The sequence below is a fragment of the Desulfosporosinus burensis genome, assembly GCF_054657535.1.
This window is the reverse complement of sequence record NZ_BAAHYN010000001.1, coordinates 1-19332: the sequence shown is the minus strand read 5'-3', so window position 1 is coordinate 19332 and position 19332 is coordinate 1. Positions and strand designations below refer to the sequence as shown.

The window sequence follows — 19332 nt, the reverse complement described above, 5'->3', positions numbered from 1 at the left end:
ATGAAACGAAAAGCATTATTTACCCTGCCCTTTATGTTGCTGTGCTTTATGCTGCTGTCGGTAAATGCCTATGCCATGACGGACAGCGACATAGAGATAACGGTAACGGCTCCGGTAGACAGCCTGGTCAGCGAAAATGGAGTGGTTGCCGTGGAACAATTTCCCGCCCAGGTGAAAATCGACACCATCGCAAAGGTGGGTACAATAACGGATGTTCAAGCAACATACAAGGGTAAAACCCAGGCGATTTCGTCAGCCTGCATTTTAACCATAGAAGATAAAGGCGATTGTGGAGCGTACACCATCACCGCAAAAACGGACAAAGGTGCCGTCTTCACTGTTACGGCTAATGTGGTGTTCCAGGTAAGGGCCGTCTATGACATCCGTTACCGCACTACAGCCATGAATATTCAGGAAATCTATGAGGGCGACAAGCTGATAAAGTCTTTCCCCACGCCGCAGCGTGTCCTGTTGGAAAACGCAAATACCGTTGCCGAGGATGAAAAGGAGCGAATAGCAGGGCTGATCGGCAGGAGCGACGGTAAAACCTATACGCTAAAGGGCAGCCTGGTGGTGGAAATTCACAATTTTACAACGGGCAAAATTTATGGTGCCTATGACACGGACGAGAATTTTGACCGTCTCACCACCAGCTACGGCTGGACGCCCAAAGCCCTGATTGCCTTTGAAACGATGAGAAACACGGTGATTTCCTATCAGGCACCCGTAAAGCTTGATATCGAAGCTGCCTGGTGCGATGAAAAAAAGCAGGAGGTTTACGGAAAACTGTCGGCACAAGACAAGGGAGTGCCGGAAGTTCTCTACCCTTACCAGACCACCGCCGTCACCTTTTCCAAGGAGGACAATCCCCTGTCCCGCAATTTTATTTACCTGGGACTGGAATGGGATTACACCCCGGAGGCTGCCGGGTATGCTGACGGAGAAAGCAAGACCCAAACCAGCATTACCCAACCAATCAATTACAAAATCCCCGCAGCAGACTTCTATTTTAAATTCAAAAAGCAGGATGCCGACGACCTTTCGGTTGTGATTAACGCTCCTGCCACGGTGTATCGGGGCGACAGCTATTCCTTTAACGTGACCTTTACCAACAGTGGAATCCAACCAGCCTATGACGTACCACTCAAAGGTAAGGTGGATGACGACCTGATGAAAGAAATTCCTGAAATGCAAGACTTCTCACCCGATGAGAGCAAAACCTACACCATCCTGCGCAAGGCCGACACCTCTGCCGGTGTGATACACCTGTGGGCCAATATCGGCGTGCCGGAGGGCTTCATCGACGGCAATCTTACCAACAACACGGCCATTGCGAATATCCGGGTGGTTGAGAGACCTGCACCGGAGCGTTCAAAAACCCCTGAACCCAAAGACAACCCGCAGCAACCCGATAACCCCGTCCCACCGGAGGATACCCCTCCCGTCTCTCCAGAGCTGTGTGATCTATCCGCAAGTATTCTTGCGCCGCCTACAGTGTATGAGCATGAGAGCTACAGCTTTACCGTAAGCTTTACCAACCAATCCGGCACGGAACTGAAAAATGCAGTATTGCAGGGGACAAACGACGAGGCCGCTTTGATGCAAATTCTCAAAACTTGCGACTTCAGACCCAAGGAAACAAAATCGTTCACTATCACAGCTACGGCGGGAAGCAAGGGTGAAGTATATAACTTGTGGGCCAATATTGGAGCGCCGGACGGCTTTCGGGATGAAAACCCGGTCAACAACACCGCCGTTTCAAAAATAACGGTGGTGGCAAAATCCTCCGGCGACCCGACAGACCCCGGCAATCCACTCGACAACCCCGATAGCCCATCGGACAATCCCGATAATCCCAACAATCCACCGGACGGTCCTGTCACCCCTGATAATCCGCCCGACAATCCCGATAATCCAACTGACCCGGAGGTGCCTGCGAAAATGCCGTGTGACGTATGGACAAACCTTTCCAGTCCGCCTATGGTCTATGAGCAGGAGGAATACAGCTTTACCGTGTATTTTGCCAATTCCACGGACAAAGCGCTGTCAGGAGTGAGCTTAAACGCTTCCATCAACGGCAGCCCGGTTTCAACTGTGTCGTCCCAGGCGGATTTTAAAGCCTATGAGAAAAAGGTGTTCCTTGTTAAAGCCACAGCGGGAGAAAAAGGGGCAAATATCCACCTGTCTGCTCAGATAACACCGCCTGCGGAATACGGGGATACCAACCCAGGCAACAATCTGGTTACTGCGGAGATTATGGTATTGGAACGTCCCTATGACCTGGATGTACAGCGTATCACGCCCGACCAGTACAAGGAGCAGCAGACGGTCATTACGACCATCAAGGTATCCAACAAGGGAAGCCAGGAATTTACACCCGGAAAACAGGTCATTGTCCTGGTGGAAATCCCCGAACTTGCTTTGTCAAAGCGTGTGGATGCCGTTGTTATGGAACAAGACACCTGGAACGTTGTGGCGGTTAAATGGGATACTCCGAGCGTCCAGGCCGATAAAAACATTACCCTGATTGCCACCATCAACCCCGACCGGACTTTGAACAATGAAAGCTCCACCACCAACAATACCTATACCCAACGGGCCGTCATCAAAAACGTAACCTATGATGAGCCGGAAGAAAGCAGAACCATCCCGGCACCGCCGCAAAGAAGCGACCAGCCGAAAGTTACCTGGTGGGAGCAGCGTTATGAAAACGGTCAATTTGTATGGCGGCAGTTTTACGCGGAGCTAAAAGTCACCGCCACGCTGGACTACGACACGAAGGCAAAGGGCTATCTCAAGTCGGGCTATGGCTTTTCCATCAGCGTCACAACTGCCGTGAACACCAATTATGACAGGCCGGAGCTGATTACCGCCCCGCAGACGGCGGAGGTATACCTGCCGCAGTACCGCTATGAAACAGCTATCCCTCTGATGACCGACGGCACGAATCATTTTACCTTCCGGGAAAACCCAAGCTCACCCTTTAAATACAAGAAGCAGTACGTGCCAGTGTGGTTCCCTGACAACAAGGACTATATTGTGCAGCTTCTTGTCACCGATGTGCATACGCCTGGAGGAACACTATCCAAATGGATTACCGGAGGGGAGCTTAAACTATTCGTGGTTGACAGCATGTATTCCGATGATGTCACCACAGGGAGTTGATGAATATGCTGCTTTGCGCCGTTCCCATCCTGTGGGCGGCAGTAACGGACTTTAGAAAGCGGATCATCCCCGATTGGACATGGATTGCGGTCCTTCTGATCGGCGGTGTATCCGCTTTTCTTTTTAATACGCCGTATATTCCCTTGCTGGAAAGGATTCTAGGACTTCTGCTGCCCGGCGTGAGCCTGTTGTTTTTTGCCGTCAAATATGGCGGTGTCGGAGGCGGCGATATCAAGCTGACGGCGGCAATGGGCTTTAGTTTCGGGTTGTATGGTCTTGTAGTCATCCTCTTTTTCGCGCTTCTTCCCGCCTGTATCTACGCAAAAGCGACAAAGCAAAAGAGTGTACCCCTGGCCGTGTTTTTGTGCGTCGGCTTTTTCGCCTATGTCGGCCTTTCCCGTTTCTCATAAAACAATGTTTTTCAAAACTTCATCATGAAGTTTGTGGTAAGTGGCTCGAAACCTTTGTTACTCCATTTTATATGATGGGTGCTGCTGACAGCAGCATTCACAAGGAGGAAGCTTTTATGACGTTTTTTCACGATGAAGCCCACCGCCAGAATGTTTTGCACTGCCTGCGAAAGAAAAACCGGATTAATCCAGACGGAAAGGCCGACAACTATTACCTGTCAGCCTTATATATTTTACTCTCCACAAAGAACGACTTATATAAAAAGACCCGCCGTTTTATCGAGGGGAAGAGCATAAACTTTGAAAAAATGCTGTCCGCCCAGGATTTTCCCAGCAGCGAAATAAAGCTCATCAAGCTGGCGGCCAACCTTTTTAACGGTTCTATGGAGGTTTCTCCTTCGGAACTGATAAACACGCTGGATGATGAAAACTTTGAGATGGCGCTGCAAGCCATTTTTTTAAGACGTACCGGCTGCCATGTCCTGGATTTGCTTCCTGCAGTGGAGGCAGTTCCTGAACTGGAACAGGAAGACGACGAAGAAATGGAGAGATACTAAAGCCTTAATGCCTAAATTGCCAATATAAAAGACGAACGACTTTTTTACGCTGAAAAGAAAGGGGTAAGCAATGGACAATGTATCGAAGCTTGATCTGGAAGCTATGCGAAATGTTGATATACGCACGGTTAATCCGGCTACGCTGGTGGATATCTGCGCTGTGAAAATAGACAAAAATCTGCCCCAATCCGAAAGGATCAGGGACTTTATCCGTCAAATCAAAAATCCTTACTGCTACAAATGCGGCAAGGCGATTGTCAAGGTAAGCTTTTCGGATACAACTGCGACATTGGAAGACCGGCTGGAGCATTATTTAAAATCATTGTAGGAGCCTGAAATAAAAATTGACAATTTGAGGGCAAAGCTTTTGGAATTCAATCTGGACGCGTGGTTAGATTTATGCTATCATCAAGCATAAATAGGCACTTAAATCGGTGGCGCCCGGTTGTTGAAAGTTTTTGCTGATGAACTTCAACAATCAGGAGGTTGCCATTATGGAAAACTTAACAGGCAATAAGATTTTCAATGCTGCGATCTACGTCCGCCTTTCCAAAGAGGACGGTGACAAGGTTGAGAGCGACAGCATTGTAAACCAAAAAGATTTGATCCGGGATTACCTGAAAGGTATGCCGGATATTTGTGTTTGCTCGGAACGGGTGGACGATGGTTATTCCGGTGTGAATTTTGAACGTCCCGACTTTCAGAAAATGATGGAAGACGTGAGGGCAGGGAAAATCAACTGCGTCATCGTCAAGGACCTGTCCCGTTTCGGCAGGAACTTTGTGGAGGCCGGGCGGTATATCGATCAGATATTCCCCTTCCTCGGTGTGCGTTTTATCGCCATCAACGATGGCTATGACAGCTTTTGCGGCAAGTCGTCCTCCGACAAGATACTGATTCCGTTTAAGAATTTGGTAAACGACGCCTATTGCCGTGACATATCGGTCAAAATCAGGAGCCAGCTTGAAATCAAACGCAAAAAGGGCGATTTCATCGGCTCCTTTGCCGTATACGGATACCTGAAGGCGCCGGACGATCGGCACAGGCTGATGGTGGACGAATATGCTTCCACGGTTGTGCAGGATATTTTCAAATGGAAGCTGCAAGGTATCAGCCAGCTGCGTATAGCCGACAGACTCAATGAAATGGGGATACTGTCCCCTCTGGAATACAAACGCTCCTGCGGGATGAAATACAAAAGCGGATTTCAAACCAACCCCAAGGCTAAATGGACTGCCGTTTCGGTGGGGCGCATCCTTCGCAATGAATTTTATATTGGAACACTGGTGCAGGGCAAACGGAGCACCCCCAACCACAAAATTCGGACACAGATACTAAAGCCCCAGGAAGATTGGATACGGATAGAAAACAGCCACGAGGCCATCATTGCTCCGGAGGATTTTCGGGCAGTTAACCGCCTGCTCCTGCGGGATACGCGGATCGCACCCGCCGAGGAAACGGTCTATTTGTTCAGTGGCCTGATTTTTTGTGGGGACTGCCGCCGGAATATGGTGCGCAACGGCGTTTGCCAAAACGGGAAAACCTACACCTATTATATGTGCGGAAGCAACCGGACATCAAAAGAATGTACTGCCCATCGCATCAGGGAAAAGACGGTGGAACAGGCCGTATTCCAATCCCTGAAAACCCATATTGAAAACATCATCAATGTAGAGCTTATTCTGCACTATATCAATACCCTGCCCTTTCAGCAGAACGAAGTCAAAAAGATCGACGCCCAGCTTGTCAAAAACCGGGAAGAAATCGAACGCTGCAATTTACTTAAGGCAAGCCTGTATGAATCCATGATCAGCGGTGTACACAGCAAGGCCGAATATCTGGAAATGAAAGAAATGTACGAAGGCAGACGGAAGGACGCCTTAGCCGCCGAAGCACGGCTTCAGAAGGAAATCGACGCCATCCTGGGTTTTCAGGGCGACAAATGCCAATGGATCGAGCGGTTTAAACAGTACAGGGACATTACTGAGCTGACAAGGGTAATCGTCGTAACACTCATTGACAAAATCCTTGTCCATGAGGGGATGCGCGTTGATATTCACTTCAAGTATCAGTATGATTTTGACCGGATGGTGGAAACCATCGGGAATGTAAATCAGATACAGCCCATTCCCATGCTCCTGCCGACAAGGGAGGCGATGTAAATGGCGAGAAAAAGCAGAGTATCCGCCATTGCCGCCGACACCATGCCTGTGCCGCAGCTTGAAAAAGTCTATAGCACGGGGATTTACGCGCGTCTTTCGGTGGAGGACAACAACCGCAAAGAGGACAGCGATTCCATCGAAATGCAGAAGTATATGCTGCAAAAGTATGTTAATGGGCAGCCGAACATGCGAATATACTCCCTTTATTGCGATAACGGACGAACCGGAACCAACTTTGAACGCCCCGAATTTGAACGGCTGATGGACGACGTGAGAGCCGGAAAAGTGGATTGCATTGTGGTGAAGGATTTGTCTCGTCTCGGCAGGAATTACATTGAAACCGGCCACTATATGGAAAAGATATTCCCGTTTCTCGGTGTACGCTTCATTGCCGTGAACGACGGCTACGACAGCCTGACTGGTCAAAACGGGAACGACCTTATCGTTTCGCTGAAAAACCTGATCAACGATATTTATGCCAAGGACATTTCTAAGAAATCCGGTTCAGCGTTAGCGGTGAAGCAAAGGAACGGCGAATTTATCGGGGCGTATCCTCCCTATGGCTACCTGAAAGACAAAGATGACAACCACAGGCTGGTGCCCGACCCCAATACGGCCCACATTGCCCGTCAGATATTCCTCTGGAAAGCGGAAGGCCTAGGAATCAACATCATTGCCCGAAGGCTCAATGAAATGGGTGCGCCATCCCCGGCAAAATATCGTTATCTATCGGGTATTTTTAAGAAAGAGCCCACCGGGAGCGGTGCCATCTGGCAGGGACAGAGCATAAAGCTGATAACCTCCAATCTGATGTATGCGGGGCACATGGCGCAGGGGAAAAGCAGAAAATCCCTGTACATTGGGCAACCGACCACCATGATTCCGCAGTCTGATTGGGTCGTTGTAAGGGATACCCATGAGCCCATCATTGATGAGGAAACCTTTAGCAAAGTGCAAAAAATCAAAGAAGAGCAGAACCGCCTGCGCGTTTCCCTGAACGGGAAATATGCGGACATCTCCAATAAAGAAAACGTGTTCAGGGGCCTTCTTTACTGTGACGACTGCAAAACCAAAATGGTGCGGTACAAGGATGTTTCCAGGGCCGGCTCGGTATGCTACCGCTTTATCTGCCGGGTGTATGCACAAAACCTTTCCCTGACCTGTACAAATAAATCGGTGCGGGAGGATAAGCTGTTTGAATCGGTACATGTCGCCATTCAAAGCCAGATCGACCTGTCGGTGGATATGGAAAGGATGCTGGAAAGGCTCAACCGGCAGGAGGATTTTCAAACGGCGCAAAAGGAAGTTGAAGAAAAAATCAGCGTCACGCGTCGAAAGCTGAAACGCATCACCTTCCTGAAAGGTTCGCTGTTTGAATCCTACACAGACCATCTGCTGTCGGAGGATGAATACTTGTATTCTAAAAAAAGCTACGATGAGGATATCGAACGTCTGCAAACCGAGCTTGATGCGTTGGAACGGGAAAGCCTGAACTATGAGAAAACCCTGACCCCTCAAAACGAGTGGATTCAGACGTTTCAGAAATACAAGGGCAAAACGTCCATTACCAGAGAAATGGCCTTGGAGCTGATCCGGTGCATTTGGGTATCTGACTATAACAACATCGAAATCGTATGGAACTACGGCGACGAATATAAGAAAATCCTTCCTTATAAAGAGGGGGCGTGTCTGTAATGCCTAAGAAAGCAGCCCTCTATATACGCCTTTCCTCAGAGGATGAAAACGAAGGCGAAAGCAACAGCATCAAGAACCAAAGGGATTTGCTCCACAGCTACCTTGCCGACCATGTGGAATTTGCGCAGTATGAGGTTCTCGAATTTTGCGACGATGGATTTTCCGGCACCAATTTTGATCGTCCTAGAATTAAACAGCTTCTGACTATGGTAAAACGGAAGGAAATCCACTGCATACTTGTTAAGGATTTTTCCCGTTTCGGCAGAAATTTCCTTGAGGTATGCGACTACCTGGATCAAATATTCCCTTTTCTCTGTGTCCGGTTTATCGCCGTGAACGAAAATTACGACAGCAGCAAGAGTAACGGAAGCTCTATCGGAATGGATGTGGCGTTTAAAACGCTGATCTATGAGCTTTACAGCCGGGATATCTCCGAGAAAATCCGCAGCGTTCAGCAGGCGAAATTCAAAAAAGGCGAATACCTGTGCGCCATTGCCTTTTACGGCTATGCAAGGTCAAAAGAGAAGAAAAACAGCCTTGTGGTGGACGAACCTGCCGCCGCTGTGGTCAGAAGGATTTTTCAGATGGCCTACGAGGGTGTTCCTTCTATGGAGATTGCCCAAACACTGAATAAGGAAAAAGTGCCATCCCCACTAATGTACCGCAAGGAAAACAATACCGACAAAGACCGGGGCTGGAGGGTTGCCGGAGAACAAACGGTATGGACGTCGGTGGCCATCAGGCGGATACTATACGATGAACGCTACACCGGAAAGCTGGTCAGCCGCAAGCGAACAAAGGTGGACATTTCCCTTAAAAAGACCGTACAACTGCCGAAAAGCGAGTGGATAATCGTGCCAGGCACCCATGAGGCCATTGTATCCGAGGAAATGTTCCAAAAGGTGCAGTCTAAATCCAAAACAAGAATCATACCTGGCTGGACAAATCAGCCGAAGCATATTTTTTACGGGAAACTGAAATGCGCTCACTGCAATCATAGCCTGCAAAGAAACCTGCTTCGCAAGGAATATTTCTATCGTTGTGAAGCAGGAATGGCTGCTCAGAACGAGCAATGCCAATCGGTAAAGCTCTCCGAGCAGACACTTACGCAAACGCTGCTGTCGGCCATAGACGCACAAATCCGGCTTATCCAGTGCAGCCTTTCCAAAGAAGGCCGTTTGGAAAAGGCCGGCGATGCCATCACCAAGCTGCAAAAGCAGGTCAAAGAACAGCGTGCCATGCTGGACAAATGGAAGCTGGCTAAGATACTGGCTTATGAGGAATTCTGCGACGGGAAAATCCCGAAGGACAAATACCTGAAACTAAAAGAAGAATATTCGGAAAGCATATCATCAGCGGAGGCTTTAATCCACCAATGGGAGAAGGCGATTGATCAGGAAAACCTTCAAATCCAAGAAGATACTGAACTGCAAAGCTGTCAAAGGTTTGCGTCTGCAAAAGAGCTGACCAGGGAAATGCTGGATGAATTTATTCAAGTCATTCGAGTCTACAACAATGGGGCGATAGAGATTGTTTGGAATTTTAAAGATTATAATGATGACAGTATCCCTCAATGAGCGTGGGATACTGTCTAAAGGGGAAGATGATAGGTTGAAAGAAGCTGGAAAAAGTTTTCTTGTGCTGTTTCGTGCCTCAGAAAGGAATGGATCTTAAAATGGATAATCCGATAAAAAAGCAAGGCAGCCAAGTTTGGATATATTGCAGAGTGAACAGCCCGGACGATATGGCTTTGAAGTTTCAGCAGGAGCAGATGGTAGAATATGCGAGGAAGCAAGGCTGGGAGGTCGTTGGCATTACTGCCGAACAAGGAAGTGGCCTGGATTCTAACCGTAAGGGCTTAACAGAGGTTATGGAAGCGATTGAAGCTGAACAGATAAACATAGTGCTGGCAAAAAGTGTTTGCCGGATTGGGCGTGATGTATATAAGACCATGGAATGTGTGGAGTGGATGAACCGCTATGGAGTGAAACTGATTAGCGCCGACAATGGCGAGGTGAATTTTAAACCGGCTAATGATATAGGTTTCATGATGACAGTGTAAGAATTTTTGTAATGAACATTTGTGTAGAAAAGCTCCAATATAAGCATGCCCTATCGCTTGTATTGGAGCTTTTGTGCATAAAAGCTTTGCCTACAAATTTATATGTGACTTTTATCTGTAATTTCCGAGAGATATTTTGCTTTTTCGGTGAATGCATTGTTTTATTCATTTTTCGATATATAATTAAATATACAGGATTTTCCTCCGGAAGGTTGTTTTTGTGGACTATTTACTGTGAAAGAGCCAACCGAAAAATGGGGAATCAAAGCACGCCGGGCGCAGGTGTTATGTGCTCAAGATAAGATTCCTGGTGCTGTCCGTTTACACCGACACTGAGCAATACCAAAGGATGCAGTAAGAACTGCTGATGGGAGATAAAAAAGGCAAGTTAGGAGAATAGTTACAGCTAAACGACCGATGGAGTCGGAGGGGATATTATTGAACAATTTATGCTTAGAGATTGAAAACATAATTCTCACCAAGCGAGAAGATGATTATTGGGATTTTAAACAAGCACACCACGCAAATACGACGGATTTGTTGCATGATATTATTTGTATGGCGAACAATCGCGCAGATCGCGATGCCTATATTATATTTGGCATTGTCGACAAAACCGGTGAAATAGTAGGCGTTGAAACGGACGAGAATCGCAGAAATCAGCAGGAGATAATTAATCAACTCAAAAGCAAAAAATTCGCTGGCGGTGTTCGTCCTAAAATAGAGATGCGCACACTCGAAATACAAAATCACGAAATAGACGTGCTTATAATTAACAATACGCTGGATACGCCCTATTATCTGATAGAAGATTTTCATGACAAAAAAAGAAATGACAGAGTAGTTAGAGCAAATTATATCTATACAAGGGTTTCTGATACAAACACCGACATTGATAAAAGCGCCGACCACAACCATGTTGAATATCTGTGGAAAAAGCGGTTTGGCCTTCATATGACACCTTATGACAAGCTCAAGCACAAGTTACGGACTAGGTCCGAATGGGTGAGAGAAGAACAACATCACTATAATAAAACTAATCCTGAATTTACGTTATCGTTTGAAGATTATGAGAAACAAGATGATCCAGAGTTTTATGCATATGTTATGACTAATTGCTCTACATATAATTCAATTCTTAATGCAAACTATTTTGGCACAACACTATATAGCCGTGGGGTAGTTTTTTTAGATAGCGGAAGATATAAAACCACTATTCCAGAATGGGGTTTACTGCATTTTGATGAATATCATCAGGACACTGTTGCCTTTAAATATTTTGTAGAAGACGATATTTCCTATCTGCTACACAACTATTTGTTTAAAGAGGATAGTGGAGAAGCGGCTTATGCAAGATGTAAATTTTTAGAAGTAGTTTTAGTATTTGATACTGAAAATGAGAAAAACACTTTTATAGAGTATGCAAATTGTAATAAAGGTAAATTTACGAATTTCGTAAAGGATATTAATTGCGATTATAGCTGGATTGAAGTCAATAATGAAAGAGTACATAAAAAAATCGTTGGCGACATAAAAGCCGGAATTGCTTTAAAACAAATGCTTAATGAATTTCGGAAACAGGTATAATTTGAAGTGTGGGGTTGTAATGGATTGCATTTTACAAAAAAGTGAGTATGACGCTGCTCTCAATGCACTAGGGAGCATTTTACGCAAATATTGAATTAACCGATACGATCCTCCAACTAGTGACATTGCGGATTCAAACAAGGTGTTTAAAGGAAAGCTATTCTAATTGTTGATATGAGAAAAGTTTACTAATCTGACCGATGAACAAAAATCCAAGAAGATGGTCAAAGTATATAGTGCTTACATTCGTATGATCATACAGGTTATTCGGTATTGCGGTGGCCAAAGCCGCCGATTTACAGGCGATGGGGTTATGGAAAATCTAGATATGCTCACTGATATGCGAACAAAAAACTATAATATTGGCTTGATTTTACCAGTGACAGGATTTCTACTATTTGCTATTTTAATTTAATGTTTATCGGCGTTATAGTGGTTTAACAAAAGAGGTGGATAATCATTTGGGTAAGCGTGTTGCTGTTTTAGATGAACTTATTAAGAAACGAATAAATTATGTTGATTTATCGGGAGAATACACTCACATAAGGGGATATCATGCTTGCCGTCCGATATCTATAGATAACTATTATCAAAATGGAATAAAGCCAATTGAAAAAGAATTTGCGAAACGAGAAGCTATTTTTAGATTATGCGATCAATGGATTACAGAAGAAAAAGTTATTGATAGGTTCAATAAATCTTGGGATGCCCTAAAGCATCCACATAAATCAGTATGGCTCACTTATTCTGAGAATGAGTTTTTTAATAGTAGTGGGCACTATCTGATTTATGGCAGTGAATTTTTATGTGGCATGGCAGCGCAATTATTTTGCCAACCAAACTTAAAACGGTTGGGAATTCCTACGATATTTCATTGTGATATACCACTGCAAAATATTCCTGAAGCCTATCTTTCAGGAATTAATCAACAAATATGTATGCGGGATTCCTCGGGCGGATTTAGAGTGTATGGGGAGGTATTAGCAGAGGAAATAGTTGGACATTCACATCCGAAAACTATTTTTGACCCCCTGACCAGCTCGACATATTGTTACAAAGCGCAAAGATAAGTATTACACCTACATAATGGCTAAATTCTACACTGCTGGAAGCTACACTAAAATAAAAAATCAGATTTTTAAACTTCTATAACTCCACTGGATGTATTTTGGAAAATGAACTGCTTGCGCGTAAGCTCAGCTCGTCAACCATTATGCGTATCGTAGTTGCTAAATGTCTCCAGAAGAAATAGCTAATCAGGTAGTCTGGATGATCAGGAATGTACAGTACGTAAAATGACACGTGAAGGAGGATAATATGTCTACTTTACAGGATGTAAAAGTTTTTCCTCTTAGACAAAGCGAAAGATTTGAGAATCTTTGTTTGGATATATGGAAAAGAAAAATCAATGACCAGCACATACAGAGAAATGGACGTCGTGGGCAAGAGCAACATGGAGTTGACATTTTTGGAAGAAGAGACGGTAGCTTGAATTGGGTGGGAATTCAATGCAAGGTCAAGTCTATGGGGGATAGGTTGACGGAAACAGAGGTGGAAGAGGAAATCCGAAAGGCGATGACCTTTAATCCTAGATTAAGCGAATATATCTTTGCCACAACGGCACCAAGAGACCAACGATTGCAGGAATTTGTTAGACAAAAAACTGTAGATCATCTTAACCAAGGACTCTTTATAGTTAACGTAGTTTTTTGGGATGATATCGAATTAGATTTGGCCGAGGATAATAACCTAGACATATGTTACAAATATTATAAAGACTTTTTCATAGATGTTAAGAACTTCGGGAATACAATAGGAAAACTAATTGCTATTGAAATTGGAGTTGGAGATAGTCCTGATACTCATTACGAACTTATCGTAGGGAAAATTCCAATGAGAAACCAAGATGAGGACTATTTTGGACTTAACTACTATAAAGGTTCAAATTATATTGTTAATCTTAACGAGAAGATGTTTGACACGTTTCCCATTCCATGTTACCCATCTGATCTTGAACATGTGTTTAGATTTAATAGAGATGCTCAAATTATATCGGAATGGATTAATAGAATTAATCTAGAAGACCTAGTTTATGGCAGTGAAGTTAACTATCAAAGCACTATAACCTATCAAGAATATATAAAGTTGGGAGTATGACTTCGTGTTAATAGATGGTTTGTGGGGGGCGTACGTAGCTATCATATTTTCTACATTTGTAAAATATGGATGTAGTTAGGAGTGTTGATCCAAGTCTAATACATTTTTATGATTACCAAGTTCGCTAAACTTCCATTAGAAAATGGTTTAGGAGACCATCGAGTTTACAAGATAATAGAAAACCATTCTGATTCCAGCTTCCCTTTTATCCACTATAGATATTCTGTGAATCAACATGAAGCATTCCAGAGAAGATATTCGTTCTATCTGACTCTCCTGTGGCACAAAAAGATTTTATGGGAAGGTCATCTTTTTTTTATGTAAGAGTTGACACAGGCTAACGATAGAGTTACAGAGGACATAAATAGAATAACTTAAATATACTGATGTTTTTATAAAGAAGCTACTGTATTTGGGATTTATATTTCAATATAATCTTGAAAAATGAATTTGACATGCTATGATGATTATATAATGACCTAGGAGCATGTTTATGTTTAATCATTCAGGAAATTACGAATTTCAGATATCCAGAAAATACGATTCAAGGAGTTATTATACTTTTACTCCTAAACCACTTTGCAGCTTGACAGATAACGTGCTGCCGATTGACGAGCAAATGATGATGCTGATTTCGCAAGCGCACAGGCTTCTGGGTATCCTTGAAGGCATTTCAAGGTATATACCAGATATTGACACATATATAAACTTGCTCATGAAAAAAGAGGCCCATTTATCCTGCCAAATTGATGGGATAACTGCACCTTTTTATGATATTCTTGATTCTAACAGCGAGAAAAGTAAAAATGCGATGGCTATATTAAACTGCGTCACGGCTATACAGTACGCTCAGAGGAAAACGGTATCAAATCAACTAATATGTGAAATACAAGGCATTGCATTGAAGGATAGCGGCTGCAAGAATATTGGAAAGTTTAGAGAAACGCAAATTTTTCTAAAGCCCTATGTTTCCTCAAATATACAAGAGTACAATCCCACTGCGCCGGAAGATCTGGAATCAGCTTTAGATGACTTTGAAAAATTTATGACAGCAGACGACAATATTGATGTACTCATAAAGTCTGCACTCGTTCATTACCAATTTGAAATAATCCACCCGTTTGAAAAAGGAAACGGCAGAGTTGGGAGAATACTTGCCATGTTGGTGCTATTGCAAAATAAAGCGTTATCAAAACCGGTTATCTCACTGTCATATGATCTCTTCCATGATAAGGCTGAATATTTTGATAGGCTTTCAAGTACACAGCTCAACGGAAATTATGCACAGTGGGTGAAATTCTTTATCAAGGCTATAATCGTAGCTGCAGACAACTCTATAAAACAGATAGAAAGCTTTATTGCTATAAGAAATAAGAATATAGAAAAAATAATAGTACTCGGTAAGGCATCAAAGAATGCTATGCTTGTGTATAAGTATATTGAAAAAAATCCCATAATAAAGATACCATCCGTTGCCAATGAATTAGGCTATTCTTTTAATACGGTGGCCAAAGTAGTAGAAGCAATGGTTGGTTGTGGAATATTGAAACAGGCAAACAACCAATCAAGGCACCGACATTTTATATATGAGGATTACGTAAAGATATTTGATTGAATATGACATTGACGACCATTTTGCTGTGGTCAGCAAAATGGTTGAAGCCGGTGTATCATATTTCTGTGCCGCAAAGGGATAATGAAACTCTAACTCTCACCAAGGTCATTGATTTTGTTAATGAGAAATACGGTGAAAAGAGTATCACAAGGGCACGACTGTTGTAACTAAAATATTTTCAAAGGGTCAGTTAGTCCCATTTTAGTAACGTTCTCAATAAAGCAGTACAAACACCCAGCGGCCATAATAGAATGTTGCTGGATTGGGTGTTTTAGGTGAGGTGGGGAATACGAACCAAGGAACTGCCTTTTAAGAATTCTGGAAATGGTTTAAGTGGATTTTAATGTGTAGGGTTGCAGGCAAGTTATGGAAAGGAAAAGGTGATCAAGATATGAAGCCAGTCAGCTTGAAAGAAATTGTCGATAGACTGGATTTCTTCATGGATGGATGGAACCATTATTTGAACAAAAAGACAGGTGATATCGTCGAAATCCAAATGGAGTATTTAAGCATTGCCGAAGAATCCGAAGATGATGATGATTTTAGTGAATATGAGGACTGGGAGCAGGATGCTATTCGCGAGGCGGTGGACGTGGTGGAAAACTGGGGCGATTATGTTGAACTGCCAGATCGGGAAGAAGTTAACGAATATCGGATTATGGAAAACTTTTGTTATTCTCAAGAAGATGACAAACTGCGAAATAAGCTGTGTTACTCAATTGATGGTAAAGGCGCGTTTCGTCGCTTCAGAGATGTGATCATTAAGCATGGGATAGAAAAAGAATGGGATTCGTACAAATATGAGACACTATGTGAAATCGTCCGCGAATGGTGCGAATTTCATGAAATTGACTATAAATAAGTTGTTGCGATGTGAACTTTAAAAAACTTAAGACCTTTAAACCCAAGCAAAATTTGATATTAGAAGCGGATACTTTTTATGTTCCAACTCCAGTCAGAGAAAATGGTAGGCCCTACTTCCCGAAAGTAGGTGTACTCCTTGACCATCACAGCGGTCTGGTCGTTTCCTTCGAAATGAAGAAGGACATTCAGGAAGAAGGATACAAGTGTATAGACAGGTTTGTAGACTATGTCGAACAAAATATGCCAACTAAGTTGCTTGTAGCAAGAGTGGAAACCTATTATCTTTACTTGGATGTGTGCAAACAGCTTGGGTTACCGATTGAGATGGTTGAACAACTCGAATATGCCGAGGAATTTCGCAACGGAGTGTTTGATCAGTTTGTGGACACCCATGACAGCGCGTTTTATTGAAGGAATTTGGCAACTTATTAAGAATTGAATAATATGTTTCACCTTTCTGAAGGTACTCCAAAGACATAATAAACGGAGGTAAGTATGTTTGTTATTAAAAAAAAGAAAAAGAAAAAGAAAAAGAGATTAAATAAAAATAACTTACCCACTGCAAATATATTGTCAGCGGTTATCCTTGAATTTATAAAACCTCTATCTGAAAGAATTGATAATGATGAAATGAATAAAAGCATGATACAATTTGGGATTCTGGTTTGGAACATATCATTATTTCCAATGGAGGATAGAGAAAAACAAAAAGATAGCATTATAAAAAGATTAGTCAAGGATAAACAAATAGAGGATGAGTTTAATGAAATATATGATTATTTGATTTTTAGGAAAGATACTCTTTTTAAGAATGATAGAAGGTTTGTTGTTGATTATGTGATTACAGAGCATGAAAATAATTTTAACTTAACCATTGGATCAACCAAACTTATAAGTGAATAAGGGGAACAGGACCCCGTAGGTTAGAATAATGAATTGGATAATGGAAGGCTGGGCCTTTGGCCTTGGAAGTGTGAGAATGAGTGTCAAGCAGGTAGGCATCCGTCAGATTGATCAGGAAACAGGGGAATGGTCATGCCGACCGCAATTCTTGGAGAACAGTCCTAAAGTGGCTGTATAAATTGAAAGAAACTTGAATTGAGAGAATGATCAGCAATAATTTTTTGTCCTATCTTGACTGAGGGTAAAATTGTTCAGCCATTTTTCATACTTGTTCCAGTTTGAATTGTGTTATAATGGAAATAATCAATGACTTGCACCATCGCAATGAGCAGCACATAGAATTGCTTATTTATAATAAAAATAATGCAAATTGTGGAATGATTAAAAAAGATTAAAAGGATGGTGAATAATTATGAATCAGATAGCGGTCAACATGTATCTGCCTGAGGATGTGTTATTGGAGATAAATGCACTGCATATAGAGGGCAAAACCCTTGAGGATAAACTCAAACTCAACCTTTCCATAGGTCTCTTCGTATCCAAAGATATAAGTCTTGGAAAGGCAGCCCAACTTGCAGGCAAGTCTTTATCAGAATTTATCAATATCCTTAACCATTTGAATATTCCTGCTGTTGAATATACAGAGGAAATGTATGAAGATGACCTGAAATTTATGTCCGACCACGAAAGCGAGAGGCCTAGTGTATGAATATTGTATCAAATTCCAGCCCGCTGATATTTTTGAGTAAAATAGGCAGGCTGGATGCACTAACCCAGATATTCAATAAGATATACATTCCTTATGCTGTATATGAGGAAACTGTGCAGTCACATAAAACTGATGATGCCGCTTCGCAGATTGCTCATTTTGTTACAAAAGGGCAAATTATCCAGTTCAATGTACAGAATGAGTTGGCGGTAAAGGCTCTTTCAGGTCGTTTGCATCCTGGAGAAGTTCAAGTTATTATTGGAGCATCTGAACTTGGTATAAATAAAGTCATTCTTGATGATCTCCACGCACGAAATAAAGCAAAACAATTTGATTTAAACATCATAGGTACTCTTGGCATACTGAGAATTGCTTATAAGAAGGGTATAATCAAAGATTTTAAATCTGATATAACAGAGCTAATGAACGTCGATTTTAGAATATCGCCTACCCTGCTACAAAGAATACTTGATGATTTAAATTGAGCCGGAACTGCGAACCTATTTTTTTTACTCTCCCGTCTGTGCAGGTGGGATGATGGGCAATGCACAGCACTATATAAAACTTTGGTAATAACGACGACTATTCTATCAATAGTAAAAGAAGATCGCTTTATGCATAGCTGACCATCTGCAATTATCGGAAATGTTGCGGGAGGTCATCTATTTTTTTATGTAAGACTTGACACAGGCTAATGAGAAGTATTATGGAGCCGCTCTTCTGCAAAAAACCATAACCGTTAATTTCCTCACACATAAACGCACGGCAATAAAGGCCAGTCACAGAAGTATATGATCGATGAAAATCACCACCCGATCATAACCAAAGAGGTATTTGACAAGGTTCAGGATGAGAAGGAACGAAGAGCCTTACTAAGAGGGAATTTGGTGGGTGACAGGCATAAATATAGCAGTAAATATCCGTTTCTGCGGTAACTGTGGGAACATTTTCAAGAGAAGGCAGTGGAACAGCACCAATACATCGAAGAAAGTCGTATGGCAGTGCAAAACTTACATAATGGACGGTAAGGATGCCTGTGGAGCCAAGGCAGTCGATGAGAATGTTTTGATGGATGGCTTTGTGCGGATGTTCAACGGAATCTATGAAAACAAGCAGAGTTTTATCAAGACAATGACTGCGAATATTGAAATGATTATTTTGCAAAGGCCAGATGGTAAAGAAACCGAAGCGTTGGATAAACGGATTGAAGAGTTGAAAAATGAGTTAAAGCGGCTTATCCGGTTTCAGGTGAATAATAACGTTGATCCTGAGGTCTATAACGAGGAATACAAAAGCATATCTGGAGAGCTGGAGGAAGTACGAAAGAAAAGGCTTGAGCATGATAGGGTAAACGAATCAAAGGATGGCTTGAAGCTAAGGTTTGATGAGATCCTAGATAAATAAACAGCAGGGATTCACTGCTTGAAGAGTTCGATGAGGAAATAT

Annotated in this window: 19 protein-coding genes and 1 pseudogene; all 20 read left to right on the top strand. The window is 42.8% G+C overall.

Features of this window, described 5'->3' with window-relative positions:
• Window positions 1–3165, top strand: coding sequence for a DUF8195 domain-containing protein (locus tag ACYQ3Q_RS00100; RefSeq protein WP_459926646.1), 3165 nt, complete (start codon window positions 1–3; stop codon window positions 3163–3165).
• Between the two features lie 5 nt (window positions 3166–3170).
• A complete protein-coding gene (locus tag ACYQ3Q_RS00095) occupies window positions 3171–3575 on the top strand; it encodes a prepilin peptidase (protein ID WP_459926645.1) in 405 nt (134 codons plus the stop codon).
• A 71-nt stretch (window positions 3576–3646) separates the two neighbouring features.
• On the top strand, window positions 3647–4132 hold the full coding sequence (locus tag ACYQ3Q_RS00090; RefSeq protein WP_459926644.1) for a DUF6075 family protein: 486 nt from the start codon (window positions 3647–3649) through the stop codon (window positions 4130–4132).
• A 70-nt stretch (window positions 4133–4202) separates the two neighbouring features.
• A complete protein-coding gene (locus tag ACYQ3Q_RS00085; protein WP_459926643.1) occupies window positions 4203–4460 on the top strand; it encodes a DUF6870 family protein in 258 nt (85 codons plus the stop codon).
• 166 nt (window positions 4461–4626) lie between these two features.
• Window positions 4627–6294 (top strand): recombinase family protein, encoded by a 1668-nt coding sequence (locus ACYQ3Q_RS00080; protein ID WP_459926642.1) that lies wholly within the window; start codon window positions 4627–4629, stop codon window positions 6292–6294.
• On the top strand, window positions 6295–7989 hold the full coding sequence (locus ACYQ3Q_RS00075; RefSeq protein WP_459926641.1) for a recombinase family protein: 1695 nt from the start codon (window positions 6295–6297) through the stop codon (window positions 7987–7989). It begins immediately after the preceding gene.
• Complete coding sequence (locus ACYQ3Q_RS00070) at window positions 7989–9566, top strand: recombinase family protein (RefSeq protein WP_459926640.1); 1578 nt, start codon at window positions 7989–7991, stop codon at window positions 9564–9566. The genes ACYQ3Q_RS00075 and ACYQ3Q_RS00070 overlap by 1 nt, the downstream gene beginning before the upstream one ends.
• Window positions 9567–9625: 59 nt before the next feature.
• Complete coding sequence (locus ACYQ3Q_RS00065; RefSeq protein ID WP_459926639.1) at window positions 9626–10051, top strand: recombinase family protein; 426 nt, start codon at window positions 9626–9628, stop codon at window positions 10049–10051.
• 438 nt (window positions 10052–10489) lie between these two features.
• Window positions 10490–11638 (top strand): ATP-binding protein, encoded by a 1149-nt coding sequence (locus ACYQ3Q_RS00060; protein ID WP_459926638.1) that lies wholly within the window; start codon window positions 10490–10492, stop codon window positions 11636–11638.
• Window positions 11639–12099: 461 nt separating this feature from the next.
• A complete protein-coding gene (locus ACYQ3Q_RS00055) occupies window positions 12100–12708 on the top strand; it encodes a hypothetical protein (RefSeq protein WP_459926637.1) in 609 nt (202 codons plus the stop codon).
• Window positions 12709–12955: 247 nt separating this feature from the next.
• Window positions 12956–13795, top strand: a complete 840-nt coding sequence (locus tag ACYQ3Q_RS00050; protein ID WP_459926636.1) for a hypothetical protein — start codon at window positions 12956–12958, stop codon at window positions 13793–13795.
• A 493-nt stretch (window positions 13796–14288) separates the two neighbouring features.
• Window positions 14289–15410 carry a Fic family protein gene (locus ACYQ3Q_RS00045; RefSeq protein ID WP_459926635.1) on the top strand — a complete coding sequence of 374 codons (1122 nt, stop codon included), beginning with the start codon at window positions 14289–14291 and terminating at the stop codon, window positions 15408–15410.
• 343 nt (window positions 15411–15753) lie between these two features.
• Window positions 15754–16272, top strand: coding sequence for a UPF0158 family protein (locus ACYQ3Q_RS00040; protein WP_459926634.1), 519 nt, complete (start codon window positions 15754–15756; stop codon window positions 16270–16272).
• An 11-nt stretch (window positions 16273–16283) separates the two neighbouring features.
• On the top strand, window positions 16284–16685 hold the full coding sequence (locus ACYQ3Q_RS00035) for a DUF6930 domain-containing protein (protein WP_459926633.1): 402 nt from the start codon (window positions 16284–16286) through the stop codon (window positions 16683–16685).
• Between the two features lie 84 nt (window positions 16686–16769).
• On the top strand, window positions 16770–17177 hold the full coding sequence (locus ACYQ3Q_RS00030; RefSeq protein ID WP_459926632.1) for a hypothetical protein: 408 nt from the start codon (window positions 16770–16772) through the stop codon (window positions 17175–17177).
• 28 nt (window positions 17178–17205) lie between these two features.
• Entirely contained in the window at window positions 17206–17355 is a 150-nt protein-coding gene (locus ACYQ3Q_RS00025; RefSeq protein ID WP_459926631.1) for a hypothetical protein, read from the top strand.
• Window positions 17356–17589: 234 nt separating this feature from the next.
• Window positions 17590–17886 (top strand): UPF0175 family protein, encoded by a 297-nt coding sequence (locus tag ACYQ3Q_RS00020; protein ID WP_459926630.1) that lies wholly within the window; start codon window positions 17590–17592, stop codon window positions 17884–17886.
• Window positions 17883–18371: a PIN domain-containing protein gene (locus ACYQ3Q_RS00015; protein WP_459926629.1), complete on the top strand. Its 489-nt coding sequence runs from the start codon at window positions 17883–17885 to the stop codon at window positions 18369–18371. Before ACYQ3Q_RS00020 ends, ACYQ3Q_RS00015 begins: the two co-directional genes overlap by 4 nt.
• Before the next feature lie 294 nt (window positions 18372–18665).
• Window positions 18666–18821: pseudogene (locus ACYQ3Q_RS00010) on the top strand (recombinase family protein); the annotation flags it as partial.
• Window positions 18778–19290: a recombinase zinc ribbon domain-containing protein gene (locus tag ACYQ3Q_RS00005; RefSeq protein ID WP_459926628.1), complete on the top strand. Its 513-nt coding sequence runs from the start codon at window positions 18778–18780 to the stop codon at window positions 19288–19290. The pseudogene ACYQ3Q_RS00010 and the gene ACYQ3Q_RS00005, both read left to right, overlap by 44 nt.
• Window positions 19291–19332 lie beyond the last annotated feature (42 nt).

Coding starts and splice junctions, on each gene's coding strand:
- ACYQ3Q_RS00095 (WP_459926645.1), top strand. CDS start 3,171: ATGCTGCTTTGCGCCGTTCCCATCCTGTGGGCGGCAGTAACGGACTTT.
- ACYQ3Q_RS00030 (WP_459926632.1), top strand. CDS start 16,770: ATGTTTGTTATTAAAAAAAAGAAAAAGAAAAAGAAAAAGAGATTAAAT.
- ACYQ3Q_RS00020 (WP_459926630.1), top strand. CDS start 17,590: ATGAATCAGATAGCGGTCAACATGTATCTGCCTGAGGATGTGTTATTG.
- ACYQ3Q_RS00075 (WP_459926641.1), top strand. CDS start 6,295: ATGGCGAGAAAAAGCAGAGTATCCGCCATTGCCGCCGACACCATGCCT.
- ACYQ3Q_RS00090 (WP_459926644.1), top strand. CDS start 3,647: ATGATGGGTGCTGCTGACAGCAGCATTCACAAGGAGGAAGCTTTTATG.
- ACYQ3Q_RS00085 (WP_459926643.1), top strand. CDS start 4,203: ATGGACAATGTATCGAAGCTTGATCTGGAAGCTATGCGAAATGTTGAT.
- ACYQ3Q_RS00040 (WP_459926634.1), top strand. CDS start 15,754: ATGTGTAGGGTTGCAGGCAAGTTATGGAAAGGAAAAGGTGATCAAGAT.
- ACYQ3Q_RS00070 (WP_459926640.1), top strand. CDS start 7,989: ATGCCTAAGAAAGCAGCCCTCTATATACGCCTTTCCTCAGAGGATGAA.
- ACYQ3Q_RS00050 (WP_459926636.1), top strand. CDS start 12,956: ATGTCTACTTTACAGGATGTAAAAGTTTTTCCTCTTAGACAAAGCGAA.
- ACYQ3Q_RS00015 (WP_459926629.1), top strand. CDS start 17,883: ATGAATATTGTATCAAATTCCAGCCCGCTGATATTTTTGAGTAAAATA.
- ACYQ3Q_RS00025 (WP_459926631.1), top strand. CDS start 17,206: ATGAATTGGATAATGGAAGGCTGGGCCTTTGGCCTTGGAAGTGTGAGA.
- ACYQ3Q_RS00080 (WP_459926642.1), top strand. CDS start 4,627: ATGGAAAACTTAACAGGCAATAAGATTTTCAATGCTGCGATCTACGTC.
- ACYQ3Q_RS00100 (WP_459926646.1), top strand. CDS start 1: ATGAAACGAAAAGCATTATTTACCCTGCCCTTTATGTTGCTGTGCTTT.
- ACYQ3Q_RS00045 (WP_459926635.1), top strand. CDS start 14,289: ATGTTTAATCATTCAGGAAATTACGAATTTCAGATATCCAGAAAATAC.